Consider the following 26,794-nt stretch of genomic DNA (forward strand, 5'->3'; position numbering starts at 1 on the left):
GCACACCCAATCCGCAGGCCCAGCCCGGCGGTTACGGCTTCCCCCTGCCGGGACAGCAGCCGGCCCCCACCGGACCCACCCCGCCGTCCGGCTACGGATTCCCGCCGCCCGGCACACCCAATCCGCAGGCCCAGCCCGGCGGTTACGGCTTCCCCCTGCCGGGACAGCAGCCGGCCCCCACCGGACCCACCCCGCCGTCCGGCTACGGCTTCCCGCCGCCCGGCACACCCGACCCGCAGGCCCAGCCCGGCGGCTATGGCTTCCCCCCGGCCGGACAGCAGCCTCTGCCCCCGCAGAACCCCGAGTCCGCGCAGGCCCCGCAGGCACCCGCCGACCCCCGTGCCGGTGCCGCCTGGCCGCAGCCCATCCAGCACGACCAGCGGCAGCCGACCAACCCCGGTGCCGCGCCGCTGGGTTACACCGCGGCCGTGGAGCTGTCCTCGGACCGGCTGCTCAACAACAAGAGGCAGAAGGCGAAGAGCGGTCGGCCCGCTGCCGCCGCGTCCCGGTTCAAGCTGGGCGGCAAGAAGGAGGAGGCCGAGCGTCAGCGGAAGCTGGAGCTGATCCGCACGCCGGTGCTGTCCTGCTACCGCATCGCGGTCATCAGCCTCAAGGGCGGCGTCGGCAAGACCACCACGACCACCGCCCTCGGCTCCACGCTCGCCTCCGAGCGGCAGGACAAGATCCTCGCCATCGACGCCAACCCGGACGCCGGCACGCTCGGCCGCCGGGTGCGCCGCGAGACCGGGGCGACGATCCGTGACCTGGTCCAGGCGATCCCGTACCTCAACTCGTACATGGACATCCGGCGGTTCACGTCCCAGGCGTCCTCCGGTCTGGAGATCATCGCCAACGACGTCGACCCGGCGGTCTCGACCACGTTCAACGACGAGGACTACCGGCGCGCGATCGACGTGCTCGGCAGGCAGTACCCGGTCATCCTCACCGACTCGGGCACGGGTCTGCTGTACAGCGCCATGCGCGGGGTGCTCGACCTCGCCGACCAGCTCATCATCATCTCGACGCCGTCCGTCGACGGGGCGAGCAGTGCCAGTACGACCCTGGACTGGCTGTCCGCGCACGGGTACGCGGACCTGGTGTCCCGTTCGCTCACCGTGATCTCCGGGGTCCGCGAGACGGGCAAGATGATCAAGGTCGAGGACATCGTTTCGCACTTCGAGACGCGTTGCCGCGGCGTCGTCGTGGTGCCCTTCGACGAGCATCTGGCGGCCGGTGCCGAGGTCGACCTCGACATGATGCGGCCGAAGGTGCGGGAGGCGTACTTCAATCTCGCCGCCATGGTCGCCGAGGACCTCGTACGGCATCAGCAGTCGCACGGGCTGTGGACCAACGACGGCAACCCGCCGCCGGTGGCCGCCCCGCCCATGCCGGGACAGCCGATGCCGGGCCAGCCCGCGCCGGGGCAGCCGATGCCCGGTCAGCCCTATCCGCAGGGGCAGCCCTTCCCGCAGGGGCAGCAGCCGTACCCGCCCCAGCAGGGCCAGCCGTACCCCCAGGCGCCCGGCCAGGAGCTGTACACCGGGCCGCAGCAGCCCCATCCGGCTCAGCAGGCACCACCACAGGCACAGCCGCATGCACAGCAGCAGCCGTATCCGCAGGCCCCGGGCCAGCCGTACCCGCCCCAGACCGCGGGCCAGCCTTACCCGCCCCAGGCGCCCGGTCAGCCCTACCCGCCGCAGCAGGGCCACCCGCAGCCCCCGGAGGGGCAGCAGCCTCAGCAGGGTCAGCAGCCGCCCCAGCAGTAGGTCGGCAGGAAGAAGGGCGGCCGGTGCGTCTTCCGCACCGGCCGCCCTTCTGCTGCGCGAAGAGGATCAGGTCCTCCGCCGCGAAGGACCTAGTCCTCCGCCGCCACGATCTCGCGGCACCGCTTCACATCCGCGGCCATCTGCTCCAGCAGGGCCTCCAGCGACTCGAACTTCGCCTGGCCCCGGACGTACGCAAGGAAGTCGACGGCGACGTGCAGGCCGTACAGATCGAGGCCGACGCGGTCGATGGCGTACGCCTCCACCGTGCGCTCGGTGCCGTCGAACTGCGGGTTGGTGCCGACGGAGATCGCGGCCGGCATGATCTCGCCCTGCGCGTGCAGGTAGCCCGCGTACACACCGTCGGCGGGGATCGCGGTGTGCGGGAGCGTCTCGACGTTGGCCGTGGGGAAGCCCAGCTCGCGGCCGCGCTGGGCGCCGCGGACGACCACGCCCTCCACCCGGTGCGGGCGGCCCAGGATCTCGCGGGCACCGGCCACGTCGCCCTCGGCGACCAGACGCCGGGTCAGGGTCGAGGAGAACGGCCGGCCGCCGCCCGCCTCGCCGGTGACGTACAGATCCACGACCTCCACCTCGAAGTCGTAGATCTTGCCCTGCTCGATGAGGAACTCCACGGTGCCGGCCGCCTTGTGACCGAAGCGGAAGTTCGGGCCCTCGACGACCGCCTTGGCGTGCAGCCTGTCCACCAGGACCTTGACCACGAAATCGGCGGGCGACAGCTTCGAGAACTCGGTGGTGAAAGGAAGGATCAGGCATGCGTCGACGCCCAGCTGCGCCATCAGCTCCGCGCGGCGGTGGTGCGGGGCGAGCAGCGGGGGGTGGCTGCCGGGGCGGACGACCTCGCTGGGGTGCGGGTCGAAGGTGACGACGACGGCCGGGACGCCGAGCTCGCGGGCGCGGTCCACCGCGTGCTTGATGATCAGCTGGTGGCCGCGGTGGACGCCGTCGTAGGAACCGATGGTGACGACGCTGCGCCCCCAGTCCTGGGGGATGTCCTCCAAGCCACGCCAGCGCTGCACTGTGACCGCTCCTCGAACCCGTGTCCGTGTCTACCGTTGACCTCTTGTGCAGATCTAAGGGTGCCATGCCGGGTGCCCGGGGCCCGCATCGGCATGGAGGCTGTGACCGGGCGCACGTTCCCCGTCCGGCTCAGGCCGGTACCCCTACCCCCGCCAGGTTCTCGATCATGCGGCGGGCGCTGGGGCCCACCACCATCTCCCAGTCCTGCGGGCTCTCGCCCAGCCAGCGGGCCATCCGCACGGCGAAGCCGGGCACGTGCCGGGCCAGGACGACCAGCCCCCAGTCGAAGCGGGTGGCGCCGTCAGGGGTGCGGACGAGGAGGAGGCCGGTGCGGTGGACCAGCGCGCGCAGCTCCGCGTCCCTGCCCTCGCCGTGCGGGGCCGACGCGTGCAGAAGGGCCTCCAGGACGGCCGGGTCCGCCTCGCGGGCGAGCAGGAAGTCCAGCAGTTCGCGGCGCAGCAGCCGGGAGGCGGGGGCGCCGGGGACGGCGAGCACGGTCGCCAGGGCCACCCGGACCGGTTCGGGACCGCCGTCGAGGAGCCCGGTGACCAGCGGCAGCAGGACGGAGCGGACGGCGGGTCCCTGGTCGAGACAGCGGTCCACGTACGCGGCCACGTACCCGGCGGTCTCCGGCCGCGCCCCCACGGTCTCGCGGACGAGGGCCGCGACCTGGCGGGCCAGGGCGGGGGTGGTGACGTCGGCGAGCGTGCGCAGCGTCTCGCCGGCGTCCGCGCCGTGGCGCAGACGGGTCCGGAAGGCCCGCAGGACCGGTTCGGTGTGGGTGGTCAGGGCCGGGACCAGGGCGTCGGGAGGGAGCTGCGGATCGCCGTCGGCGAAGTGGCGCAGGGCCTCCTCCAGATGACGGTCGCGGGTGTGCGGGTCGCGGACGAGAAGGGCGAGGGCACCGCCGTGCAGCGTGCAATCGGCGGGGCGGGCGAGCAGGGCGAGAGCGGCGTAGCGCAGCAGTTCACGGTCGGCCGCCGAGCGGGTGTGGGGGGCGGTGCGCAGCGCGAACGCCACCGCGGCCACCCGCAGGGCGGGACGTTCGTCGTGCGCCCAGCGGTCGACGGCCCGGCAGAGTGCCGGGGGCTCGTCCTCGGCGAGGACGGTGAGCAGCTCCTCGGCCCTGGGGTGCGCACTGTGCACGAGCGCCTCGGTGAGGTCGTCCAGGGCGTCGTGCCGGTGTGTGTGCAGCAGCGCCTGTGCGGCGGTCGCGACGGTCGCGTCGGGGGTCGCGGGCAGCGGCCGTTCGTCGTCGAACCACTGGATGAGGTGCGGCTGTACGGCTGCGGGGTCGGCGGCGAGCAGCCGGGCCACGGCGTCCAGGTACCGCTCCTCCACGGCCCCGTCCTCGGCCGCGCCGGCGGTCTCGGAGCCGCCCGCGGCCACGTCCGCACCGGCGAGCACCCCTTCGGCACCTCCACCCCCACCCGAGCCCGGCCCCACTCCCTGCCCCGTGCCCACTTCCTGCCCCGGACCCACTCCCTGGCCACAGCCCACTCCCGAGCCATAGCCATAGCCAAATTCCCTTCCCGCATCCAAAGCCCCTGGCCCGCCCAAGCCCCCACGCCCGCCCGAGCACCTTCGCCCGCCCGCGCTTCCGCGCTCCGCCGCGCCGTCCACCTCCGACGCCGCCTCGTCCATCTCCGACGGCGCCGCGTCCATCTCCGACGGCGGCTCCTCCACCCCCGACGACGGACTGTCCACCCCCGAGGACGGCCCCTCCGCCTCCGATGCCGCGCCGTCCGCCAGGACCAGCTCCCGCAGGAGTGTGAAGCGCTCGGTGTCGGGGAGGGGCAGGGCGAGCCAGAAGGCGGGGCCGAACTCCGCCGGTACGGTCCGCTGCGCACCGCGCCAGGCAACGATCCGGTCCGCGAGGAGGTGCAGCACCTCGGTGTACGGCATCGCGTCCGGGACCTGGAGCAGGGTCCTGGAGAGCAGCCGGGCGGCCCACCAGGAGGCGGGACCCAGGTCCAGCGTTTCGGTCAACTCAGCCAGCTTGAAAGAGAGTTGATGGGGTCCGGCCTGGCGGCCGAGGAGCAGCAGGGCCTGGACGACCGGTCCGATCCGGTGGTGCGGGACGGGGAGCAGCTCGGCTGCCCGGGGGGTGCGGGTGCCGGTGCGGTGCACCAGGGCGCGCAGGGCCTCGTCCAGGTCGAGGTGCATGCCCTGGATCCAGTCGGCCAGCTCCTCGAAGGCGAAGCGGTAGCCACCGCCGGCCGGGACCAGCAGGCCCTCGGTGAGAACGGCGGAGGCCCAGCCGGAGCCGCCGCCGAGCCGGGCCGGAGCGGGCCCCCAGGGGAACACCGCCTCGAAGGAGGCCCGGTCCAGCTCGCCCTGGCCGGGGCCGAGGCTGCGCCGTGCCGCCTCGTGCACCTGGCCCGCCACCCGGGCGGCGAGCCGCCGTACGGCCGTACCCCGCAGGCCGTTCTCGGCGGCGAGGCGGACCGCGATGCGCAGGCACATCAGGTCGAGGTGGGCGGCGAAGACCTCGTGCCGGTCGACGGGCCGGGCGGGCTCGGCGTCCGGCAGGGCCGCGCGGACCTCGGACAGGAGGCGCAGGGTGAGCGGATGCCGGGCGTCGCGGCCGGTCAGGGCGTCGTCGGGGATTCCGTAGCGGGAGCGGGCCCGGTCGGCCTCGTCCTCGGTGAGGTCCGCGACCCGCACGCACGCCGGACGGCCGGACCCGTCGCCCGCCGGCAGGTGGCGCAGGTCCGCCGGGAACTCGACTCCGGCGCGCTCCCAGTACTCCTCCCGGCAGGCCACCACCAGCCGGGCTCCGGTGCTGCGCAGCCACTGGGCCGTCCCTCCGGTCCACGTGGAGAGCCGGTGGGCGAGGACGGGGGGCATCTCCTCGGGGCCGTCGAGCAGGAGCAGCAGCGGGCGGCCGGCCCGCTCGGCCAGGCGGGACAGCCGCTCGGGGGTGACGTCGCCGAGGTCGGCGGGGCACACGGAGCGGGAGGCGGCGACGATGCGGGCCGCTCGCTCCAGGGCACGGCGGGCGGCGTCGGCCACGGATCCGTCGGTGTCCTTCAGGTCGGCACCGCGCAGCCACAGGGTGGGGGCGGGCCGCTCGCTCCGGCCGCGCCGGGCGGCGAGGGCCGTGAGTTCGGTCGTACGACCGCTGCCCGGGTCGCCGACGAGGCCCAGTACGGCCCGGTCGCCTTCGACGAATGCCTCCAACTCCCTTACCAGGTTGACGCGTTGGACCGGGCGCACCGGACCGGGACCGGCCGCGCCGACGTATCCGGCGAGGGCGCCCGGCGGGCCGTCCTGGCCCACCGAGGTGGCGGTCAGCTCCAGGACACCGGCCAGGTTGAGGTCGGCGCCGTAGGCGGGCACCGTGGCGGCGTTGCGGGCGAGCAGCTCGGCCAGCGGGCCGTCGGCGGGCCGCAGGGGAGCCGCGAACCCGGCGTCGCGCTGGGCGGAGTGCAGGGCGGTGCCGAGGATGCCGAGCACCGCGCCGGTGGCCGCGTCGAGCACCGGCCCGCCGGCCGCGCCGCCGCCCAGTCGCAGGGCGTCCCGGCCGGCCGTGCCGATGGCCAGCTCCAGGGCGTCCTCCAGGCGGTGGAAGCGGTCCGTGGCGGTGTACGTCACCCGGGTGGCGGCCAGCACCCGCGCCTCGCGCCAGCAGCCTGCCGCGATCCGGACGTAGGTGCCGGCCTCGATGCGGTCCCGGACGGTCAGCGCAAGGGGGTCCAGCCGCAGGCCCTCGGTGCGGATCAGGGCCAGGTCGAGTGCGGGGATCGGGGTGACGGCGTCGGCGTCGACCACGCAGGAGCGGTCCTGCGGGGCGCGCAGGACCAGGCGGGGCAGGCCGTCGACGACCTCGTGACTGGTGAGGAGGGTGCCCTGGTGGTCGGCGAGGAAGCCGACCCCGCGCAGGCGGCCTGCCAGGTCGTGGATCTGGACGAGAAGGTCCGTGCGAGCGGGCCCGCCGGTGAGGTGCGTGCCGTCCGTACGGTTCCCGTCCCGGCCCGCTTCCCGGCTCCTGTCCCGGTGCGGCTCCCGGGGGCGGCCGAAGACGCCGGTACGGTTCACATCGCCGCCCCGACCCACCATGGCCGTACCTCCCCGCCCGTACACACGTGCCCTCGTCATCGACGGTAGGCGTGTGGTGATCAGCGGGACAGCTCGCGGGGCGAAAGCGCCCCCTTCCGCTCCCCCGCTTCACTCCGAGCGCCTGCCCGGTCGGGTGAATAGGCGGGGGCGGCTGGATACACCCTAGGGGTGGGGGAACCGAGGGGGGACCGTGGAGCGGCGGCAGTGGCAGGACCCCGTGGCCGCCGCTCCACGGGCAGGCCCCGTACGGCCCGTACCTGTCCGTGGAGTCGGTAGCTCTCCGCCCGGTCGGTAAGTCGGTATCTGTCCGTCCAGTCGATACCTGTCCGTGCAGTCGATGCCTGTCCGTGGAGACGGTGGTATCTGTCCGTGAGGTCGGCACGGACCGGTGATATGGACCCGTGGAGTCGGTAGAGACCCTTGTCGGTACAGACCCCTGCCGTCGCAGAAAAGCGCGGCGGACCGGCACGGACCCCCTACGGATCCCCACCGGTCCGGTACGCAATCCGGTCAGGCACACACTCCGGTCAGGTACGCAATCCGGTCAGGCGAAGACGGCCAGGCTCTTCGCCTTGCCCTTGTGCTCCTCGACCAGCGCGAGCAGGCGCCCGTCGGGGTCGAACACGGCGACGGGCCCCGCGCCCCCGTACTCGTCCGGCATCTCCAGCCGGACACCGTTGAGCAGCAGCCGGGCGCGCTTGGCGTCCACGTCCCAGCGCGGGAACGCGGCCGTGGCGGCCTCGGCGATCGGCATCACGGTCAGCTCCTGCTGGAGCTGGTCCAGCGTCCTCGCGGAGTCGATCTTGTACGGGCCGACGCGGGTGCGGCGCAGCGCGGTGAGGTGGCCGCCGACACCCAGGCCGGCGCCAAGGTCGCGGGCGAGGGCGCGGATGTAGGTGCCGGAGGAGCAGACCACCGAGACCACCAGGTCGAGCACGGCGGTGCCGTCCTCGGCGACTGCGTCCCGGATGTCGTACACCGTGAAGGACGAGACCGTCACCGGCCGGGCGGGGATCTCGAACTCCTCGCCCTCGCGGGCCCGCTTGTACGACCGTACGCCGTCGATCTTGATGGCGCTGACCTTGGACGGAACCTGCATGATGGTGCCGGTCAGTGCGGCGATGCCGGCGTCGACGGCCTCCCGGGTCACCTTGGACGCGTCGGCGGAGGAGGTGATCTCCCCCTCGGCGTCGTCGGTGAGGGTGTTCTGGCCGAGCCGGATGGTGCCCAGGTACTCCTTCTCGGTCAGGGCGAGGTGCCCGAGGAGCTTGGTGGCGCGCTCCACACCGAGGACGAGGACGCCGGTGGCCATCGGGTCGAGGGTCCCGGCGTGGCCGACGCGGCGGGTGCGCGCGATGCCGCGCATCTTGGCCACCACGTCGTGCGAAGTGAAGCCCGACGGCTTGTCGACGATGACAAGGCCGTCGGGCGTGGTGTGCTTCTGGGTCATTCCGCGGCGTCGCCGTCCGTCTCGGTCGTCTCGGCCGCGTCGGCCGCCTCGTCCTCGGACGGCTTGCGGTACGGGTCCGCGCCGCCCGCGTACGCCGCCCCCGCGGAGGCCTCGCGGACCTGCGCGTCGGACTGCCGTGCCTTGTCGAGCAGGTCCTCGATGGTCCGGGCGGTGTCGGGCAGGGCGTCGGCAACGAAGGTGAGGGTCGGCGTGAACTTCACGCCGGCCGCCCGGCCGACCTCGGAGCGCAGGATGCCCTTGGCGCTCTCCAGGCCGGCGGCCGCGGCCTGCCGCTCCTCGTCGTCCCCGTAGACCGTGTAGAAGACGGTCGCCTCCCGCAGGTCGCCCGTGACCCGGGTGTCCGTGATGGTGACGTGCGAGCCGAGCCGCGGGTCCTTGATCCCGCGCTGCAGCTTCTGGGCCACCACCTCCCGGATGAGGTCCGCCAGCCTTTTCGCCCGCGCGTTGTCGGCCACTGGTCCGTCTCCCGTTCTTTCTTCTTCTTGCGTTCTGTGGTCAGTCGTCGTCGCCGTGGAAGCGGCGTCGTACGGACAGCAGCTCCACTTCGGGGCGGCCGGCGACCAGCCGCTCGCACCGGTCCAGTACGTCGGTGAGGTGCGCCGCGTCGCCGGAGACCACGGCCAGGCCGATGATCGCTCGCCGGTGGAGGTCCATGTGGTCCACCTCCGCCGCGCTCACTGCGTACTTCCGCTGGAGTTCGGCGACGATCGGGCGGACGACGGAGCGCTTCTCCTTCAGCGAGTGGACGTCGCCGAGGAGCAGGTCGAAGGACAGAGTCCCCACGTACATGTATGTAGCCGGTTCACCCGCCGGTACGGGATCGATGGCCCCGGGTCCGTGTGGCCGGGGACATCAAGAACGGTACCCCGTTCCTGCCGGTGGCTCGACGGGGTTTTGCCGTGCCCTGGGGTGCGCTGTGCCCCGGGGGACTCCGCCCCTGGACCCCGCTTTCCCGCTTTCGCTGTCGCCCGTTGGCCTCGCCTGTCGGCATCGACTGTCGGCATCGCCCGTTGGCCCGGCTCCACCCGCCCGGCACACGACTCGGTCAGGGGTGGAGAGTGTGCTCTCTGCCTGCCGGGACGAGTGGGCGGGTGGGCGAAAAGCCGGGGCCGGGGGCGCGGAGCCCCCAGGAACGGCCCGCTGGCCGACGGGAGCGAAGTCCCGCCGGCCAGCAGCAAACCGTCGGCCGATCAGGCCCGCGGCTTCTCTCGCATCTCGTACGTCGCGATGACGTCGTCCACCTTGATGTCGTTGAAGTTGCCGAGGTTGATACCACCCTCGTAGCCTTCGCGGATCTCGGTGACGTCGTCCTTGAAGCGACGCAGGCCCTCGATGTTGAGGTTCTCCGCGACCACCTTGCCGTCGCGGATGAGGCGCGCCTTGGTGTTGCGCTTGACCTCGCCCGAGCGGATGAGGACACCGGCGATGTTGCCCAGCTTGGACGACTTGAAGACCTCGCGGATCTCCGCCGTACCGAGCTCGACCTCTTCGTACTCCGGCTTGAGCATGCCCTTGAGGGCCGCCTCGATCTCCTCGATCGCCTGGTAGATGACCGAGTAGTACCGGACGTCCACACCTTCGCGCTCGGCCATCTGCGCCGCGCGGCCGGCCGCACGGACGTTGAAGCCGATCACGATGGCGTCGGAGCCCATGGCCAGGTCGATGTCCGACTCCGTGACCGCACCGACGCCGCGGTGCAGGACGCGGATGTCGACCTCTTCGCCGACGTCCAGCTGGAGCAGGGAGGACTCGAGGGCCTCGACGGAACCAGAGGCGTCACCCTTGATGATCAGGTTCAGCTGCTGGATCTCGCCGGCCTTGAGCACCTTGTCCAGGTCCTCCAGCGACACGCGGCGCGTGCGCTTGGCGAACGCCGCGTTCCGCTCGCGGGCGGCGCGCTTCTCGGCGATCTGACGGGCCGTACGGTCCTCTTCGACCACCAGGAAGTTGTCGCCCGCACCCGGGACGTTGGTCAGGCCCAGGACCTGGACCGGCGTCGACGGGCCGGCCTCGGCGACGTTGTTGCCGTTGTCGTCGAGCATGGCGCGCACACGGCCGTAGGCGTCGCCCACGACCATCGTGTCGCCGACCCGCAGGGTGCCTCGCTGCACGAGGACCGTCGCCACGGCACCACGGCCGCGGTCGAGACGGGACTCGATCGAGATGCCCTGCGCGTCCTGGGCCGGGTTGGCCCGCAGGTCGAGCGAGGCGTCGGCCGTGAGGACCACGGCCTCCAGCAGCGAGTCGATGTGCAGACCCTGCTTGGCGGAGATGTCGACGAACATCGTGTCGCCGCCGTACTCCTCGGCCACCAGGCCGTACTCGGTCAGCTGACCGCGCACCTTGGTCGGGTCGGCACCCTCGACGTCGATCTTGTTGACCGCCACGACGATCGGGACGTCGGCCGCCTTGGCGTGGTTGAGCGCCTCGACCGTCTGCGGCATGACGCCGTCGTTGGCCGCGACGACCAGGATCGCGATGTCGGTCGACTTCGCACCACGGGCACGCATGGCGGTGAACGCCTCGTGACCCGGGGTGTCGATGAAGGTGATCTTGCGCTCTTCGTCGTTGACCTCGGTCGAGACCTGGTAGGCACCGATGTGCTGGGTGATGCCGCCGGCCTCGCCCGCGATGACGTTCGTCTTGCGGATGGCGTCGAGCAGTCGGGTCTTACCGTGGTCGACGTGACCCATGACGGTGACGACCGGCGGACGGACCACCAGGTCCTCCTCGTCGCCCTCGTCCTCGCCGAACTCGATGTCGAAGGACTCGAGCAGCTCGCGGTCCTCCTCCTCGGGGCTGACGATCTGAACCTGGTAGTTCATCTCGCCGGCGAGGAGCTGCAGCGTCTCGTCGGAGACGGACTGCGTGGCCGTGACCATCTCGCCGAGGTTCATCATGACCGCGACGAGCGACGCCGGGTTGGCGTTGATCTTCTCGGCGAAGTCGGTGAGCGACGCGCCGCGGGAGAGACGGATGGTGTCTCCGTTGCCGCGCGGCAGCATCACGCCGCCGACGCTCGGGGCCTGCATGGCCTCGTACTCCTGGCGCCTCTGCCGCTTCGACTTGCGACCGCGACGCGCGGGACCGCCGGGACGGCCGAAGGCACCCTGCGTGCCACCGCGGCCACCGGGACCGCCGGGACGGCCACCGAAGCCGGGACGGCCACCGCCGCCACCACCGGGACCGCCAGGACGGCCGGCGAAGCCGCCGCCACCGCCAGCGCCACCGGGACCACCGGGACGACCGGCGAAGCCGCCGCCACCGCCGCCACCGGGACGACCGGCGAAGCCGCCGCCGCCACCCGGGCGACCGCCGCCGCCACCGGGACGACCGCCGCCGCCACCGGGACCACGGCCGCCGGGGCCACCGCCACCGGGACGCGGGCCCGCAGCGGGACGCTGCGGCATCATGCCGGGGTTGGGACGCGGACCGGCCGGGCCGGGACGCGGGCCGCCCTGCGGACGGGGCATGCCGGACGGGGACGGACGCCCGGAGGCACCGCCGTGACCACCCGGAGCCTGCGGACGCGGACCGCCGCCCTGGCCGCCGGGCGCCTGCGGACGGGGACCGCCGCCGGGAGCACCGGGACCGCCCGGACGCGGGCCGCCCTGCGGGCGGGGCGCCTGCGGACGTGCCATGCCGGTGGAGCCACCGGACGTGAAGGGGTTGTTACCCGGACGCGGACCGGCCGGACGAGCACCGGGACGCGCACCCTGACCACCGGGGCGCGGAGCACCCTGGCCCGGACGGGCCTGGCCCTGGCCGGGGGCGGCCGGACGGCCACCGGGACGCGGCGCACCGGGACGGGCGCCGCCGGGACGCGGACCCTGACCCTGCGCGGCACCCTGACCCTGCGCGGCACCCTGACCCTGACCCTGCGCGGCCGGAGCCTGCGGGGCCTGGGGGGCCTGGGGAGCCTGAGCGGCCGGCGGAGCGGTGAACTCCGGGGCGGCCGGAGCCGGGCGCGGCGCGGGCTTCGGGCCCGGACGCGGGCCCGGTGCCGGCGCGGAGGCCGCCGGGGCCACAGGGGCCGACGGAGCAGCAGCGGGCTGCGGCGCCGTCGGAGGCTTGGGGGCCGCCGGCCTCGGGGCAGCCGGACGGGCCGCCTGCGCCGGAGAGGGCGCGGCGGGCTTGGGGGCAGCCTTGCGGGGGGCGGACTTGCCGGCGGACTTGCCGGAGCCACCACCCTGGAAGGCGTCGGTCAGCTTGCGTACAACCGGCGCTTCGATGGTCGAAGACGCCGAACGGACGAATTCACCGAGTTCCTGGAGCTTGGCCATGACGACCTTGCTCTCCACACCGAACTCCTTGGCGAGTTCGTAGACCCGGACCTTAGCCACTTCGCTCCTCTGAGGTCCGGGGAAGCCGGACCGTCGCTAGTTCATGGGCGTACTCATCGCGTACTCATCGAGTGCTCATCGCAATCTCGACCTGCTTTCGACTCGCGAGGTACCAGGCCGCACGGGGGGATCCGTGCGACATGCTTTCTTGCCGTGTTGCCTGCTCAGCAACTCTCTGTCTGCTCGACGTACTGACGCAACGCCTTTACGTCGAGCGGCCCCGGGACGCGCAGCGCCCGTGGGAACGCCCGGCGGCGCACCGCCTGGTCGAGACAGACCAGGTCGGGGTGCACATAGGCACCCCGGCCGGGCAGCGTACCGCGAGGATCGGGAACACACTGCTCCTGATCCGCCACGGTGCGCAGCAGATCGTCCTTGGCCGCTCGCTGCCTGCACCCCACACAGGTGCGTTCAGGGCATACACGGGCACGCGTCCGGCCAGACACTCCTAAGTCTACCTCCCCGTAGCGACCTCACCCCTTCGAGGGAAAAGTCGAACAGTTACTCGATGCAGGCTGTGGTGATCTCAGCCACGCGTGGCCGGGATCTATTCCCCGCCACGCTCCCCGGTCTGCTCGGTGTCCGGACGGATGTCGATCCGCCAGCCGGTGAGCCGCGCCGCGAGCCGGGCGTTCTGCCCTTCCTTGCCGATCGCCAGCGACAGCTGGTAGTCCGGCACGGTCACCCGGGCGGAGCGGGAGGCCATGTCGACGACCTCCACCTTGCTCACCCGAGCGGGTGACAGCGCGTTCGCCACCATCTCGGCCGGGTCGTCCGACCAGTCGACGATGTCGATCTTCTCGCCGTTCAGCTCGCCCATCACGTTGCGCACCCGGCCGCCCATCGGGCCGATGCAGGCGCCCTTGGCGTTCAGGCCCGCACGGGTGGACCGTACGGCGATCTTGGTGCGGTGACCGGCCTCACGGGCGATGGCCGCGATCTCCACCGACCCGTCGGCGATCTCCGGCACCTCCAGCGCGAAGAGCTTCTTCACCAGGTTGGGGTGCGTACGGGAGAGGGTCACGGACGGGCCGCGCACACCCTTGGCGACCCGGACGACGTACGACCTCAGGCGCATGCCGTGCGGGTACGTCTCGCCGGGCACCTGCTCCTGCACCGGCAGGATGGCCTCCAGCTTGCCGATGTCCACGAGCACGTTCTTCGGGTCGCGGCCCTGCTGGACCACACCGGTGACGATGTCGCCCTCACGGCCGGCGTACTCGCCGAGCGTGGCGTCGTCCTCGGCGTCGCGCAGCCGCTGCAGGATCACCTGCTTGGCGGTGGTGGCGGCGATCCGGCCGAAGCCGGACGGGGTGTCGTCGAACTCGCGGGCCTCCTGGCCCTCCTCGAGGTCCTCCGGGTCCTCCTTCGCCCACACGGTCACGTGTCCGGTCTCCCGGTTGAGCTCCACGCGCGCGTGCCGGCGGCTTCCCTCGGTGCGGTGGTAGGCGATGAGGAGGGCCGACTCGATCGCCTCGACCAGCAGGTCGAAGGAGATCTCCTTCTCCCGAACCAAGCCCCGCAGGGCACTCATGTCGATGTCCACGGCTACGCCTCCTCCTCTTCCTTCATGTCCTTCTTGTCCTTGCGGTTGAACTCGACCTGCACGCGCGCCCTCTCGATCTGCGGGAAGGCGAGTCTGCGGGCGGTCGCCTTGCGGCCCTTCACGCCGGGCACCTCGACATCGATGCCCTCGTCGTCGACCGTCAGGATCCGCGCGACCAGTTCCCCGTCCTCGGCCACCTGGAACTTCACCAGCCGGTCCACGGCCCGCACGTAGTGGCGGTGTTCGGTGAGGAGGCGCTCGGCGCCGGGGGTCCCGACCTCCAGGTCGTAGGCGTCGTCACCCATCGCGTTGGTCTCGTCGAGCTTCGCCGAGAGCGCGCGGCTCACATCGGCGATCGCGTCCAGATCCGCCCCGGTGTCGGAGTCGACGACCACGCGCAGCACCCGCTTGCGTCCGACGGAGTCCACAGCGATCTCTTCGAGATCCAGCCCCTGGGAGGTGACGAGCGGTTCCAGCAGCTCTCGCAGCCTCTCGCTCTGGGTGGTGCTCATCCGGGTGACTCCTCGGCCGCGTGTGCTGTTGTGGGATGGGTCGCGTGTCTGGTCAAAGGGTATCCGGTCGCGGGGAGTGTTGCCGTCCACCTGTGTCCGGACGGTGCCGGTGAGTGGTGTGCGCGGGGCGCGCGGGTACGGTGATCACGGGCGTGCCGCCCGTTGTTGGTTGGTCTTCCTTTCGTACGAGTGCCCCGAGGACGTCTGCAGTGCCGTACCCGCCGCCGCGCACCCCCTCGGGGCCGCGCAGAAGATCCCTGCTCGCCTCGGCCGCCGGGGCCGCCCTGCTGGTGGGCTGCTCGGCCGGACCGGACTCCGGCGGCGGAGCCGCACCCTCGGCGGCCGAACGGGCACGCGCGCGTGCGGCCCGGGACAGCGCGGCGCTGCTGGAGCACTACGACGCCGTGCTCGCCGCCCATCCGGCGCTGGCCCAGCGGCTGCGGCCGCTGCGTGCCCAGGTCGCGGCGCACGCGAAGGCGTTCGGCGGCACCGGCGCCGCCAAGTCGCCCTCTTCCACGGCCTCCCCGACATCCGCAGCCGCGTCCTCAGCAGCGTCCACAGCGGCCTCCGCCGCGGATTCCACCGCAGCGTCCACCGCGGCGTCCACCGCGTCCGCGCCGACCGTGCCCGCCGACGAGAAGGGCGCCCTCGCCGATCTCGCCGCCGCCGAACGCGCCCTCGCCGACCGGCGGACAACAGCCCTGCTGGAAGTGCCGGGCGAGCTGGCCCGGCTGATGGCCTCGGTGGCGGCGGCCGGGGCGGCGCACGCGTTCGTACTGACCGGGGAGGCCAAGTGAGTGACGAGGCCCAGAAGGCCGAGCTGACCGCGCTGCAGGCGGCGCTCGCGGCCGAGCACGCGGCGGTGTACGGGTACGGCGTCGTCGGCGGGCGGATCGGCGACCAGCGGCGGGCCGAGGCGCGGACGGCCTACGTCGCGCACCGGGCCCGCCGGGACGCGCTGGTGCGCGACGTGCGCGATCTGGGCGGCGAGCCGGTCGCCGCGAGCGCCGCCTACGCGCTGCCGTTCCCGGTGCCGGACGCGGCCTCCGCAGTGCGGCTGGCCGCCCAGTTGGAGGAGCGGGTGGCGGGGGTCTACTCGGACCTGGTGCGGGCCGCGACCGGCCGGCGGCGCGGCGCTGCCGCGGCGGCGCTGCGGGAGGCAGCGGTGCGGGCGGTGGGCTGGAGCGGGGAGAGCGTAGCCTTCCCTGGGCTCGCCGAGCGGGCCGGTGACGATGCAGGTGCGGCCGGACCCCGGACCTCGGCGTCCCCGACGACGTGACCGCGCAGCCGCCCTGCGGCAGGTCCAGGAGGAAGGAACAACTGGCGCATGGCTTTCGAACCGCCCCGGCGGCTGGTGCGGGCGCTCGGTGAGACGGCACCGGCCGGTGAGGACTGGCTGGCGCGGCTGCCCGAGTCAGCCGAACGGGCGGTCGCCCGGCGCGAGTTGAGCGTGGAACGCGTGCAGGTGCCCGGCGGGCGCAGCAGCCTGGTGGTACTGGTACGGCGGGCCGACGGCAGCCCCGCCGTGCTGAAGCTCGCCCCGCCGCGGGCGCGCCCCGAGAGCGAGCGGGCGGCGCTGGCGCACTGGGCCGGACTGGGTGCCGTACAGCTGCTGGCGGTGGATCCCGAGGACGCCGCCGAGGGGGTACTGCTGCTGGAGCGGCTGCATCCGGACGTGTCGGTGCGGTCGCTGCCGGAGGCGAAGGCCCTGCTGGAGGCCGCCGGGACGCTGCGACGGCTCTGGGTGGAGCCGCCGGGCGGCCATACGTTCGAGACGGTGGCGGAGCGGACCGGGCGCCAGGCCGAGGCGATGCGGGCGAGTGCCGAGGCCGATCCCGGGGCGGCGACACTGGTGGACGCGGCGCTCACGGCACGCGAGGAGCTGCTGGCCGCGCCGCCCGAGCACCGGTTGCTGCACGGCACGTTCCGCCAGAGCAAGGTGCTGGCCGGGGAGCGGATGCCGTGGCTCGCGGTGGGGCCGGACCCGGTGGTCGGTGAGTGCGCGTTCGATCTGGCCCGGCTGGTGCGGGACCGGGTGGAGGATCTGATCGCCATGCCGTCGGGGGCGGCCACCATCCGGCGGCGGATCAAGCGGCTCGCCGAGTCGCTGGACGTCGATCAGGAGCGGCTGCGGGGGTGGACGCTCTTCCGGGCGGTGGAGTCGGGCGTACGGGCCCTCCGGGTGGGGCGGCCGAAGGACGCGGAGCTGTTGCTGGAGTTCGCCGGGTGGTTCTAGGGGCGGGGCAGCGGGCGGCTGTGCGGGTGGTGGGGGGCCGGGGTGGTGCGGGCCCGCTTCATGCTGCGGGTCGTGTGTGGTTGCTCGCGCAGTTCCCCGCGCCCCTTTTGAGCCGGCGTCAGCCACGAAAGCTCGGGGCGGACACGGAACCGATGCCCGAACTCACCGGACGACTGCAGGAGCAGCCCGGTCAACGGCGGGCCGGTCGACGGCAGGCCAAGGGAGTACACGCCCGCTTCACGCTGCAGGTCGCATGTGGTTACTCGCGCAGTTCCCCGCGCCCCTTTTGAGCCGGCGTCAGCCACGAAAGCTCGGGGCGGACACGGAACCGATGCCCGAACTCACCGGACGACTGCAGGAGCAGCCCGGTCAACGGCGGGCCGGTCAACGGCAGGCCAAGGGAGTACACGCCCGCTTCACGCTGCAGGTCGCATGTGGTTACTCGCGCAGTTCCCCGCGCCCCTTTTGAGCCGGCGTCAGCCACGAAAGCTCGGGGCGGACACGGAACCGATGCCCGAACTCACCGGACGACTGCAGGAGCAGCCCGGTCAACGGCGGGCCGGTCAACGGCAGGCCAAGGGGGTACACGCCCGCTTCACGCTGCAGGTCGCATGTGGTTGCTCGCGCAGTTCCCCGCGCCCCTTTTGAGCCGGCGTCAGCCACGAAAGCTCGGGGCGGACAGGCGTAGGACGGGTGCACCCGCCGCGTCCCCTTCGGGGCGCGGCGGGGCGGGCCGTCAGGCCGTCAGGCCGTCAGGCCGTCAGGCCGTCAGGCGGGTGATGGCCTCGGCGATCGGGAGTTCCTCGCGCTCGCCGGTCCTGCGGTCCTTCAGTTCCAGGACGCCCTCGCCGGAGCGGCGGCCGGCGACCAGGATCTGGGGCACGCCGATCAGCTCGGCGTCGGTGAACTTCACGCCCGGGGAGACCCCGGCCCGGTCGTCGACGAGGACGCGGACGCCCGCGGCGGCCAGCTTCTCGGCGACGTCGAGCGCCAGCTCGGTCTGCAGCGCCTTGCCGGCCGCGACGACGTGCACGTCGGCCGGGGCGACCTCCTTGGGCCAGCACAGGCCGTGCTCGTCGGCGGTCTGCTCGGCGATCGCGGCGACGGCACGCGAGACGCCGACGCCGTAGGAGCCCATGGTGACGCGGACCGGCTTGCCGTTCTGGCCGAGCACGTCGAGCTTGAGGGCGTCGGCGTACTTGCGGCCCAGCTGGAAGATGTGGCCGATCTCGATGGCACGGTCCAGCTTCAGGCCGGTGCCGCACTTCGGGCAGGGGTCGCCCTCCTGCACGACGACCACGTCCACGTACGTGTCGACCTCGAAGTCACGGCCGGCGACGACGTTCTTGGAGTGCGTGTGCTCCTTGTTGGCACCGGTGATCCAGGCGGTGCCGGGGGCCACCCGCGGGTCGGCGATGTACTTGACCTTCTCGCCCAGGCCCTGCGGGCCGACGTAGCCGCGGACCAGGTCGGGGCGGCCGACGAAGTCCTCGGCGGTGACCAGCTCGACGGCGGCCGGGGCGAAGTGCGCCTCGACCTTGTCCATGTCGACCTCGCGGTCGCCGGGCACGCCCACGGCGACGATCTCTCCGTCGACCTTCACCAGCAGGTTCTTCAGCGTGGCGGAGGCCGGGACGCCGAGGTGGGCGGCGAGGGTCTCGATGGTCGGGGTGTCGGGGGTGGGGATCTCCTCGAGCGCGGGCACGGCGGAGCCGTCGACCGGCTTCAGCTCGTAGGCGATCGCCTCGGTGTTCGCGGCGAAGTCGCAGTTCGGGCAGTCCGCGAAGATGTCCTCGCCGGCCTCGGCCGGGGCCAGGAACTCCTCCGACTTGGAGCCGCCCATCGCGCCCGCGGTGGCGGCGCAGATGCGGTAGTCGAGGCCGAGCCGGTCGAAGATGCGCTGGTACGCCTGGCGGTGCAGGGCGTAGGACTTGGCCAGGCCCTCGTCCTCCAGGTCGAAGGAGTAGGAGTCCTTCATCAGGAACTCGCGGCCGCGCAGGATGCCGGCCCGGGGGCGGGCCTCGTCACGGAACTTGGTCTGGATCTGGTAGAGGATCACGGGCAGGTCCTTGTAGGACGTGCACTGGTCCTTGACCAGGAGGGTGAAGATCTCCTCGTGGGTGGGGCCGAGGAGGTAGTCGCCGCCCCTGCGGTCCTTGAGCCGGAAGAGTTCCTGGCCGTACTCGTCCCAGCGGCCGGTGGCGTCGTAGGGCTCACGGGGCAGCAGGGCGGGGAGCGTGACCTCCTGGGCGCCGATGGCGTCCATCTCCTCGCGGACGATCCGCTCGACGTTGGACAGGACCTTCTTGCCGAGCGGGAGCCAGGACCAGATGCCGGCCGCGGTGCGGCGGACGTACCCGGCGCGGACGAGCAGCTTGTGGCTGAGGACCTCGGCGTCCGCCGGGTCGTCGCGCAGCGTCTTCGCCATCAACTGGGACATGCGCTGGACCGGTGCGTTCGCCATGGTTCTCGTACTCCTGCCGGATAAGGGTGGTGGCATAGGAGGTTAGCCGGGGTGCCTGTGCCGGTGGAAATCGGTTGTCCGAGACGCGGCGGCTGTCTCCGCAGCAGGGGCCGTCTCCTCCCGCACGGGCTCCGACGCGGCGGCTATTTCCGGCGCAGGGGCAGGGGGGCGCCCATGACGGCGTACGGCCTGGGGGCGCTCGGGAAGTGGACCTGGCGGGCGAGGTCGACGTAGCCGAGGGAGTGGTAGAGGCCGCGGGCCGGGCTGTCGGTGTCGATCGCGGAGAGGATCGAGCGGGGCTCGGCGGCGCTGTCGGTGATCGTGGTGATCAGACGGCGGCCGATGCCGCGGTTCTGGTGGCCGGGGTGGACGTGCAGCTCGGTGATGACGAAGGAGTCGTCCAGCCAGAAGTCGTTGCCGCCGGCGCGCAGGTAGGGCTCCACGACGGTGGACCACCAGTGGGTGCGGGAGTTGGGCATGCCGTAGACGAAGGCGACGAGGCGCCCTTCGCTGCTGGCGCCGAGGGCGCGCGCACCCGGGTACTGCATGTGCCGCTGGACGATCTGGCGGCGTACGGCCACCTCGTCGGAGCCGAGTCCGAAGGCGACGGCCTGGACCGCCAGGGCCTCGTCTACGTGGGCTGAAAGGTCCAGGGGGCCGATCACGACGTCCATGCGGGGGAGCGTACAGGGCAGGTGGCGGCCGTAGCCGGGGCGCCGTTTGACAATATGCAGGCAACTGCCTGCATAATCGGAGTGTGAGCCACGAAGCAAGAGCGATGGACTCGGTCTTCAAAGCGCTGGCCGACCCCACACGACGGCTCCTGCTGGACCGTCTGCGCGAGCACAACGGCCAGACGCTGCGGGAGCTGTGCGAACGCCTGGCCATGACCCGCCAGTCGGCGACACAGCATCTCGACCTTCTCCAGCAGGCCGGCCTCGTGACCGTGGTGCGGCGCGGACGGGAGCGGCTGCACTACCTCAACCCGGCCCCCATCCACGAGATCGAGGAGCGCTGGATCTCGGAGTTCGACAGGCCCCGTCTGCGGGCGATCAGCGCCATCAGGACCCAGGCAGAGGAGTACGCCATGACCGACACACCCGCATCCGTGCCGACCTACGTCTACGTCACCTACATCCGGGCGAGCGCCGAGCAGGTGTGGCGGGCCCTGACGGACGCCGACCTGACCGCCCGCTACTGGGGGCACGCCAACGTCTCGGACTGGCAGCCGGGCTCGGACTGGGAACACCGGCGCGTCGACGGCTCGGGCACCGTCGACGTCTTCGGCCGTGTGCTCGCGGCCGAACCCCCGACGCGCCTGGTCATCACCTTCGACGACGCCCCCGACGCCGAGCTGCCCAGGGACCCGTCGGTGGTCACGTTCCTCGTCGAACCGCACCAGGACATCGTCCGCCTCACCGTGACCCACGAGAGCCTCGCCAACCAGGACATGTACAACGGCATCTCGCAGGGCTGGCCGGCCGTGCTGGCGAACCTCAAGTCGCTGCTGGAGACCGGCGAGGTCCTCCCGCAGGCGCCCTGGGAGATGCACCGCGCACACGGCTGAGGCGGCGGCTGCCACCGCCTCGCGGCAGGCCCGCAGCACCACTCGGCAGGCGTCGGCCGCACCTCGGCAGGCGTCGACGGTGACAGGCGGTCGTCAGAAGAGCCCCAGCAGGATCCGGCACGAGTCAGAAGGACTCGGCAAGCCCCGGACGGACCCGGACGAGATCGAAAGGGACAGGACATGATGGACACCGCCCCGCTGCGGGACGCCTATCGCGCACTGCTGGACGCCGCCGCCACGGTGGACGGCTCCGGCGGCACGAGCCCCGCCCCGCCGGCCGGCGAATGGAACGCCGACCAGATTCTGGCGCACGTCACCCTCGTCAACGCCGCCACCATCAGCGCGGTCTCCGCCGTCGCCGCGGGCGCGAGGACGACGTACGACAACCGCATCGCGCTCGACACCTGGACCATCGAACGCGTCATCGCGCTCGCCGGCGGCAACGCGGGGCTGCGGGAGCGCATCCGCATCCAGGCGGACGCCCTGTGCGCACTGGGCGGCCCGATGCTGAGCGAGGCCGAACTCGAAACGCTCGTCCCCAGCCTGCTCCTGTCGAACGACACGCTCCTGGTCGATCAGCCCCTGCCGCTCAGGGACCTCATCTCGGGCCTGGCCGATGCGGAGCTGCCCGGCCACACGAAGCAGCTCCTGGCCCTCCTGCCGCAGTGAGCAGTCCTCTTCCGGGCAGGGACATGCCTCTCCCGAGGGAGACAAGCCTCTTCCGGAGGAGGACAGGATTCTCCGGCGGAGATCAGGACTCTCCGGAGGGGGACAGGCCTCTCCGGAGGCAGGAACGCGCTCTTCTTCCCTCAGAAGAGGATGCTCATGAACGCGCCGACCTCCTGGAACCCCACCCGCCGGTACGTCCTGCGCGCCGCGGTGTTGAAGTCGTTCACGTAGAGACTGACCACGGGGGCGACATCCGACAGGGCGTAGCGCAGGACCGCCGCCATGCCGGGGGCCGCCAGGCCCTTGCCCCGGTACTCGGGGGCGACCCACACGCCCTGGATCTGGCAGGCCTGGGACGTGGCCGCGCCGATCTCCGCCTTGAAGACGACCTTGCCGTGTTCGTCGACGCGGGCGAAGGAACGGCCGGAGCCCACGAGCTCGGCGACGCGGGCCTGGTAGAGCAGGCCGCCGTCCCCGGCCATCGGGGAGACGCCGACCTCCTCGGTGAACATCGCCACGCACGCCGGCATGATCGTCTCCATCTCGTCCTTGCGGATGCGGCGGACGCCGGGATCCGGGGCGATGTCGGCGGACATGCGGTCGGTGACCATCAGCGGCTGGTGGGCGCGGACCTCGCGGGCCGGTCCCCAGTGGGGTTCCAGCAGGCGCCACAGGGCGGCCGTCGACTTGGCGGGGCCGACGATGGAGGAGCAGCGGCGGCCGGACCTGCGGGCCCGGTCGGCGAAGGCGCGCACGGCGCGCGGGGTGGCGCAGATGGGGACGAGGTTGGCGCCCGCGTAACACAGGGACGTCAGCATGCCGTCCTCGTACCAGCCCCACATCTCGCCGCCGAGCCGCCACGGGTCGAGGCCCGCGATCTGGACCCGGGAGGTCACGAAGGCGTTCGCGACCGGCTCGCGGTCGAGGACGGCGAGCGCGGCGTCAAGGTCGCTCGGATCGAGCACCCGTGAGGTGGTCTGGGTCAACACGTGCGGGGCCTCACGCTGGGGTTCTGCTGATCTCCGCACTATAGCTGCGCTGCTTGGCCGGTGCGCCTCGGAGTCCGGAGGGTTCCGGCCTGCGGGCGGCTGCCCGTCTCCGGTGGCCGGTCGGGCAGTTCCCCGCGCCCCTTTCAGGGGCGCGGCCCCACCGGGAACTCAGCCCGCCACCGCCACGGACGGCTCACCGGAGGCGACGCCCTCGGCCTCCATCTTCTCCGCGAGCTTCATGGCCTCCTCGATGAGGGTCTCCACGATCTTGGACTCGGGGACGGTCTTGATGACCTCGCCCTTGACGAAGATCTGGCCCTTGCCGTTGCCGGAGGCGACGCCGAGGTCGGCCTCGCGGGCCTCGCCCGGGCCGTTGACCACGCAGCCCATGACGGCGACGCGCAGCGGGACCTCCATGCCGGTCAGGCCGGCGGTGACCTCTTCGGCGAGCTTGTAGACGTCGACCTGGGCGCGGCCGCAGGACGGGCAGGAGACGATCTCCAGGCCGCGCTGGCGCAGGTTCAGCGACTCCAGGATCTGGATGCCGACCTTGACCTCCTCGGCGGGCGGGGCCGACAGGGAGACGCGGATCGTGTCGCCGATGCCCTGGCTCAGCAGCGCGCCGAAGGCCACCGCCGACTTGATGGTGCCCTGGAACGCCGGGCCCGCCTCGGTCACACCGAGGTGCAGCGGGTAGTCGCACTGCTCGGCGAGCTGGCGGTAGGCCTCGATCATCACGACGGGGTCGTTGTGCTTGACCGAGATCTTGATGTCCCGGAAGTCGTGCTCCTCGAAGAGGGAGGCCTCCCACAGCGCCGACTCGACCAGGGCCTCGGGAGTCGCCTTGCCGTACTTCTGCAGCAGACGGCGGTCCAGGGAGCCGGCGTTGACGCCGATACGGATCGGGGTGCCGTGCTCCGTGGCGGCCTTGGCGATCTCCCTGACCTTGTCGTCGAACTGCTTGATGTTGCCCGGGTTGACGCGGACGGCGGCGCAGCCGGCCTCGATGGCGGCGAAGACGTACTTGGGCTGGAAGTGGATGTCCGCGATGACCGGGATCTGCGACTTGCGGGCGATGGTCGCGAGCGCGTCGGCGTCGTCCTGGGTGGGGCAGGCGACGCGGACGATCTGGCAGCCGGACGCGGTCAGCTCGGCGATCTGCTGCAGCGTGGCACCGATGTCGGACGTGCGCGTCGTGGTCATCGACTGGACCGAGACGGGTGCGTCTCCGCCGACGGCCACGGATCCGACCTGGATCTGCCGGCTCTTCCGGCGCTCGGCGAGCTTGGTCGGAACGGACGGCATGCCGAGAGAAATCGCAGTCATCTGCTGTGCAACCCCAAGTCGTGGATCAAGGTCCGGCCCCGTGAACGGCGGGCTCCGGACTTCGAGATTACGGCACCGGCCCTTGCTCCAGCACATCCCACCCGGCAAACCCACTCAATGGAAGGCGGCCCGGACCACAGGGTCCCGGGCCGCCTCGAACCTTGGGTGGCTAGGAGATTTTCACCGGGTTAACCACGTCCGCGATGAGCACCAGGACGGTGAAGCAGACGAAGATCCCGGCCACCACGTAGGCCACCGGCATCAGCTTGGCCACGTCGAACGGACCGGGGTCGGGCCGGCGCAGCACCCGGGCCACGTTCCGCCGCAGCGACTCCCACAGGGCTCCCGCGATGTGTCCGCCGTCGAGCGGGAGCAGCGGGAGCATGTTGAACAGGAACAGGGAGAGGTTGAAACCGGCCAGGACGAAGACGAACATGGCCACCTGCTGCGAGGCCGGAATGTCCAGCGTGGCGATGTCGCCGGTGATCCGGGCCGCCCCGACGATGCCCATCGGGGAGTCCGGCTCGCGCGGGCCGTTGCCGAAGGCCGCGTCCCACAGGGCCGGGATCTTGCCGGGCAGGGCGACCAGGGAGTCGACGGCGTCGCCGACCCGGTCGGTCATCCAGGTCACGGAGTCGCCGAAGTTCTGCTGGACGACGCCGGTGGCGGCGCTGAAGCCCAGGAAGCCCGCCTTGACGTACTTGCCCTGGACGTAGGTGCCGCTGGAGTCCTTCTTGGCGACCTGGTTGGTGGCGATCTTCGCGTGCAGGGTCAGTTCATGGCCCTTGCGGTCGACGACGACGGCCACGTCCTTGCCGGCGCTGTCGCGGATGAGGTCGGACAGCGTGTTCCAGTCCTTGGTCGGCCTGCCGTCGAAGGAGACGATCCTGTCGCCCGCCTTCATCCCGGCGGCCGCGGCCGGGGAGGCCGGGTCGGACTTCTTGCAGTTGTCGCGGTTCTGGCTCTGCGCGATGACACAGGGCGAGACCGACGAGACGGTCGTGGTCTGCTGCTGGATGCCGAAGCCCATCAGCACCGTGAGGAACAGGGCGATCGCGAGGATCAGGTTCATGAACGGGCCCGCGAACATGACGATGACGCGCTTCCACGGCTTGCGCGTGTAGAACATGCGCGTCTCGTCACCGGGCTTGAGTTCCTCGAAGGCCGCCGAGCGGGCGTCCTCGATCATGCCGCGCCACGGTGAGGTGGAGCGGGCCGAGACCCGGCCGGCGTCGTCGGGCGGGAACATGCCGATCATGCGGATGTAGCCGCCGAGCGGGACCGCCTTGATGCCGTACTCGGTCTCGCCCTTCCTGCGCGACCAGACGGTCGGGCCGAAACCGACCATGTACTGCGGGACGCGGATGCCGAAGAGCTTGGCCGTGGACAGGTGCCCCAGCTCGTGCCAGGCGATCGAGACGAGCAGGCCGACCGCGAAGACCACTATGCCGAGGATGAACATCAAGGTCGTCATGCACGCGCCTCCGCGATTGCCGTCCGGTCTGTCAGTTCCCGGGCCCGGGCCCGGGCCCAGGTCTCCGCTTCGAGGACGTCCGACACGGTGAGTGAGGTTCCCGTGACCGGGGTGCCGTGCTCCTCGACGACCCTGGTGACAGTCTCCATGATTCCGTTGAAGGGCAGTGCGCCGGTGCGGAAGGCCTCGACGCACTCCTCGTTGGCGGCATTGAACACCGCCGGGGCGGTGCCCGCGAGCTGCCCCACGTGCCGGGCGAGGTTCACCGAGGGGAAGGCCTCGTTGTCCAGCGGGAAGAACTCCCAGGTGGAGGCCTTGCTCCAGTCGAAGGCGGGCGCCGCGTCCGGGACGCGCTCGGGCCAGCCCAGACCGATGGCGATCGGCCCGCGCATGTCGGGGGGCGTCGCCTGGGCGATCGTGGATCCGTCGGTGAACTCGACCATCGAGTGAACATACGACTGGGGATGCACGACGACCTCAATGCGGTCGAAGGGAATGTCGTAGAGGAGATGTGCCTCGATGACTTCCAGGCCCTTGTTGACGAGGGTCGCCGAGTTGATCGTGATCACCGGGCCCATGGCCCAGGTGGGGTGGGCGAGGGCGTCCTCGACGGTGACGTTCGCCAGCTCCGCCCTGGTGCGGCCGCGGAAGGGGCCGCCGGAGGCGGTGACGACCAGCTTGCGCACGTCGGCGCGGGTACCGGCGGCGAGCGCCTGGAAGAGTGCGGCGTGCTCGGAGTCGACCGGGATGATCTGCCCGGGCTTGGCGAGCGCCGTGACCAGGGGGCCGCCGACGATCAGCGATTCCTTGTTGGCGAGGGCGAGGGTGTGGCCCGCCTCCAGGGCGGCCAGGGTGGGCGCGAGCCCGATGGACCCGGTGATGCCGTTGAGAACGGTGTGACACTCCGAGGAATCAGCGGCGGCGAGCTGGGTGGCCGCGTCCGGTCCGGCGAGGATCTCGGGCAGCGGCTCCCCCGCGCCGTACTCGGCGGCCAGCGCCTCGCGCAGAGCGGGCACGGCGTCCTCGCGGGCGACCGCCACGGTCCGTACCCGCAGGCGGCGGGCCTGCTCGGCGAGGAGCGGCACGCGGCCGCCGTTCGCGGACAGGGCGGTGACCCGGAAGCGGTCGGGGTGGCGCAGTACGAGGTCGATGGCCTGGGTTCCGATGGACCCGGTGGAGCCGAGGATCACCACGTCCTTCGGGCCGTCGCCCGTGAGGGGGTCGTAGACGAGGTGTGGATCGGCGAGGGGTGCCGGACTGGCGGGACTGTCGGTCATCCCTCCATTGTTGCCGCAAGTGCCGGCCGCCAGGACAGGGCATCCCTCGGGCGG

Annotated in this window: 21 protein-coding genes; 6 read left to right on the forward strand and 15 right to left on the reverse strand. The window is 72.1% G+C overall.

Going from position 1 to position 26,794, the window contains the following annotated elements:
- Positions 1–1,766, forward strand: a 1,766-nt coding sequence (locus tag ACFZCP_RS30345; RefSeq protein ID WP_391432973.1) for an AAA family ATPase, incomplete at its 5' end; no start/stop codon positions are given.
- Positions 1,767–1,855: 89 nt separating this feature from the next.
- Here the strand turns inward: ACFZCP_RS30345 and ACFZCP_RS30350 are convergent.
- The 9 genes from ACFZCP_RS30350 to rimP form a co-directional block, all read right to left on the reverse strand.
- The gene (locus ACFZCP_RS30350) at positions 1,856–2,803 is read right to left on the reverse strand and encodes a bifunctional riboflavin kinase/FAD synthetase (RefSeq protein ID WP_391432976.1); all 948 of its coding nucleotides are present in this window, start codon (positions 2,801–2,803) and stop codon (positions 1,856–1,858) included.
- Between the two features lie 130 nt (positions 2,804–2,933).
- On the reverse strand, positions 2,934–6,866 hold the full coding sequence (locus ACFZCP_RS30355; RefSeq protein ID WP_391432979.1) for a trypsin-like peptidase domain-containing protein: 3,933 nt from the start codon (positions 6,864–6,866) through the stop codon (positions 2,934–2,936).
- 544 nt (positions 6,867–7,410) lie between these two features.
- A complete protein-coding gene (truB, locus tag ACFZCP_RS30360; protein ID WP_391432982.1) occupies positions 7,411–8,316 on the reverse strand; it encodes a tRNA pseudouridine(55) synthase TruB in 906 nt (301 codons plus the stop codon).
- Positions 8,313–8,792, reverse strand: a complete 480-nt coding sequence (gene rbfA / locus ACFZCP_RS30365) for a 30S ribosome-binding factor RbfA (protein WP_391432986.1) — start codon at positions 8,790–8,792, stop codon at positions 8,313–8,315. The genes truB and rbfA overlap by 4 nt, the downstream gene beginning before the upstream one ends.
- A 40-nt stretch (positions 8,793–8,832) precedes the next feature.
- Positions 8,833–9,126, reverse strand: a complete 294-nt coding sequence (locus ACFZCP_RS30370) for a DUF503 domain-containing protein (RefSeq protein WP_116146515.1) — start codon at positions 9,124–9,126, stop codon at positions 8,833–8,835.
- 401 nt (positions 9,127–9,527) lie between these two features.
- Positions 9,528–12,680: a translation initiation factor IF-2 gene (gene infB, locus ACFZCP_RS30375; RefSeq protein ID WP_391432989.1), complete on the reverse strand. Its 3,153-nt coding sequence runs from the start codon at positions 12,678–12,680 to the stop codon at positions 9,528–9,530.
- Positions 12,681–12,844: 164 nt separating this feature from the next.
- Entirely contained in the window at positions 12,845–13,126 is a 282-nt protein-coding gene (locus tag ACFZCP_RS30380) for a DUF448 domain-containing protein (protein ID WP_391432991.1), read from the reverse strand.
- Between the two features lie 101 nt (positions 13,127–13,227).
- The gene (gene nusA / locus ACFZCP_RS30385; protein WP_391432994.1) at positions 13,228–14,226 is read right to left on the reverse strand and encodes a transcription termination factor NusA; all 999 of its coding nucleotides are present in this window, start codon (positions 14,224–14,226) and stop codon (positions 13,228–13,230) included.
- A 2-nt stretch (positions 14,227–14,228) separates the two neighbouring features.
- Entirely contained in the window at positions 14,229–14,738 is a 510-nt protein-coding gene (rimP, locus tag ACFZCP_RS30390; protein WP_391432997.1) for a ribosome maturation factor RimP, read from the reverse strand.
- Positions 14,739–14,947: 209 nt separating this feature from the next.
- Between rimP and ACFZCP_RS30395 the strand changes: the two genes are divergently transcribed.
- Genes ACFZCP_RS30395 through ACFZCP_RS30405 form a run of 3 tightly spaced genes read left to right on the forward strand, consistent with a single transcriptional unit; the run spans position 14,948 to position 16,974 of the window.
- Entirely contained in the window at positions 14,948–15,535 is a 588-nt protein-coding gene (locus ACFZCP_RS30395; RefSeq protein WP_391433000.1) for a hypothetical protein, read from the forward strand.
- Positions 15,532–16,017 (forward strand): DUF4439 domain-containing protein, encoded by a 486-nt coding sequence (locus ACFZCP_RS30400; protein ID WP_391433004.1) that lies wholly within the window; start codon positions 15,532–15,534, stop codon positions 16,015–16,017. The genes ACFZCP_RS30395 and ACFZCP_RS30400 overlap by 4 nt, the downstream gene beginning before the upstream one ends.
- Before the next feature lie 48 nt (positions 16,018–16,065).
- Positions 16,066–16,974: an aminoglycoside phosphotransferase family protein gene (locus ACFZCP_RS30405; RefSeq protein ID WP_391433007.1), complete on the forward strand. Its 909-nt coding sequence runs from the start codon at positions 16,066–16,068 to the stop codon at positions 16,972–16,974.
- 760 nt (positions 16,975–17,734) lie between these two features.
- Here ACFZCP_RS30405 and ACFZCP_RS30410 read toward each other — a convergent pair.
- Positions 17,735–19,438 carry a proline--tRNA ligase gene (locus tag ACFZCP_RS30410; protein ID WP_391433010.1) on the reverse strand — a complete coding sequence of 568 codons (1,704 nt, stop codon included), beginning with the start codon at positions 19,436–19,438 and terminating at the stop codon, positions 17,735–17,737.
- Between the two features lie 143 nt (positions 19,439–19,581).
- Positions 19,582–20,112, reverse strand: a complete 531-nt coding sequence (locus ACFZCP_RS30415) for a GNAT family N-acetyltransferase (RefSeq protein ID WP_391433013.1) — start codon at positions 20,110–20,112, stop codon at positions 19,582–19,584.
- A gap of 104 nt (positions 20,113–20,216) precedes the next feature.
- Here ACFZCP_RS30415 and ACFZCP_RS30420 point away from each other — a divergent pair, with 104 nt between their 5' ends.
- Positions 20,217–21,005, forward strand: coding sequence for a metalloregulator ArsR/SmtB family transcription factor (locus ACFZCP_RS30420; protein WP_362691230.1), 789 nt, complete (start codon positions 20,217–20,219; stop codon positions 21,003–21,005).
- 180 nt (positions 21,006–21,185) lie between these two features.
- On the forward strand, positions 21,186–21,674 hold the full coding sequence (locus tag ACFZCP_RS30425; RefSeq protein WP_391433016.1) for a hypothetical protein: 489 nt from the start codon (positions 21,186–21,188) through the stop codon (positions 21,672–21,674).
- A 140-nt stretch (positions 21,675–21,814) separates the two neighbouring features.
- Here the strand turns inward: ACFZCP_RS30425 and ACFZCP_RS30430 are convergent, their stop codons facing one another.
- The 4 genes from ACFZCP_RS30430 to dxr form a co-directional block, all read right to left on the reverse strand.
- Positions 21,815–22,663: a GNAT family N-acetyltransferase gene (locus ACFZCP_RS30430; protein ID WP_391433019.1), complete on the reverse strand. Its 849-nt coding sequence runs from the start codon at positions 22,661–22,663 to the stop codon at positions 21,815–21,817.
- Between the two features lie 168 nt (positions 22,664–22,831).
- Positions 22,832–23,989 (reverse strand): flavodoxin-dependent (E)-4-hydroxy-3-methylbut-2-enyl-diphosphate synthase, encoded by a 1,158-nt coding sequence (gene ispG, locus ACFZCP_RS30435; protein ID WP_391433022.1) that lies wholly within the window; start codon positions 23,987–23,989, stop codon positions 22,832–22,834.
- A gap of 169 nt (positions 23,990–24,158) precedes the next feature.
- Positions 24,159–25,463, reverse strand: coding sequence for a site-2 protease family protein (locus ACFZCP_RS30440; protein ID WP_391433025.1), 1,305 nt, complete (start codon positions 25,461–25,463; stop codon positions 24,159–24,161).
- Positions 25,460–26,740 (reverse strand): 1-deoxy-D-xylulose-5-phosphate reductoisomerase, encoded by a 1,281-nt coding sequence (gene dxr, locus ACFZCP_RS30445; protein ID WP_362690830.1) that lies wholly within the window; start codon positions 26,738–26,740, stop codon positions 25,460–25,462. Before dxr ends, ACFZCP_RS30440 begins: the two co-directional genes overlap by 4 nt.
- Between the last annotated feature and the right edge of the window lie 54 nt (positions 26,741–26,794).

The sequence above is a fragment of the Streptomyces sp. NPDC007971 genome (assembly GCF_042958635.1).
Classification (GTDB): domain Bacteria; phylum Actinomycetota; class Actinomycetes; order Streptomycetales; family Streptomycetaceae; genus Streptomyces.

Excerpts from the sequence above, each read along its gene's own strand:
- ACFZCP_RS30355 (WP_391432979.1), bottom strand. The coding sequence starts at position 6,866 with ATGGTGGGTCGGGGCGGCGATGTGAACCGTACCGGCGTCTTCGGCCGC.
- truB (WP_391432982.1), bottom strand. The coding sequence starts at position 8,316 with ATGACCCAGAAGCACACCACGCCCGACGGCCTTGTCATCGTCGACAAG.
- ACFZCP_RS30370 (WP_116146515.1), bottom strand. The coding sequence starts at position 9,126 with ATGTACGTGGGGACTCTGTCCTTCGACCTGCTCCTCGGCGACGTCCAC.
- rimP (WP_391432997.1), bottom strand. The coding sequence starts at position 14,738 with ATGAGCACCACCCAGAGCGAGAGGCTGCGAGAGCTGCTGGAACCGCTC.
- ACFZCP_RS30405 (WP_391433007.1), top strand. The coding sequence starts at position 16,066 with ATGGCTTTCGAACCGCCCCGGCGGCTGGTGCGGGCGCTCGGTGAGACG.
- ACFZCP_RS30410 (WP_391433010.1), bottom strand. The coding sequence starts at position 19,438 with ATGGCGAACGCACCGGTCCAGCGCATGTCCCAGTTGATGGCGAAGACG.
- ACFZCP_RS30415 (WP_391433013.1), bottom strand. The coding sequence starts at position 20,112 with ATGGACGTCGTGATCGGCCCCCTGGACCTTTCAGCCCACGTAGACGAG.
- ACFZCP_RS30420 (WP_362691230.1), top strand. The coding sequence starts at position 20,217 with ATGGACTCGGTCTTCAAAGCGCTGGCCGACCCCACACGACGGCTCCTG.
- ACFZCP_RS30425 (WP_391433016.1), top strand. The coding sequence starts at position 21,186 with ATGATGGACACCGCCCCGCTGCGGGACGCCTATCGCGCACTGCTGGAC.
- ispG (WP_391433022.1), bottom strand. The coding sequence starts at position 23,989 with ATGACTGCGATTTCTCTCGGCATGCCGTCCGTTCCGACCAAGCTCGCC.
- ACFZCP_RS30440 (WP_391433025.1), bottom strand. The coding sequence starts at position 25,463 with ATGACGACCTTGATGTTCATCCTCGGCATAGTGGTCTTCGCGGTCGGC.
- dxr (WP_362690830.1), bottom strand. The coding sequence starts at position 26,740 with ATGACCGACAGTCCCGCCAGTCCGGCACCCCTCGCCGATCCACACCTC.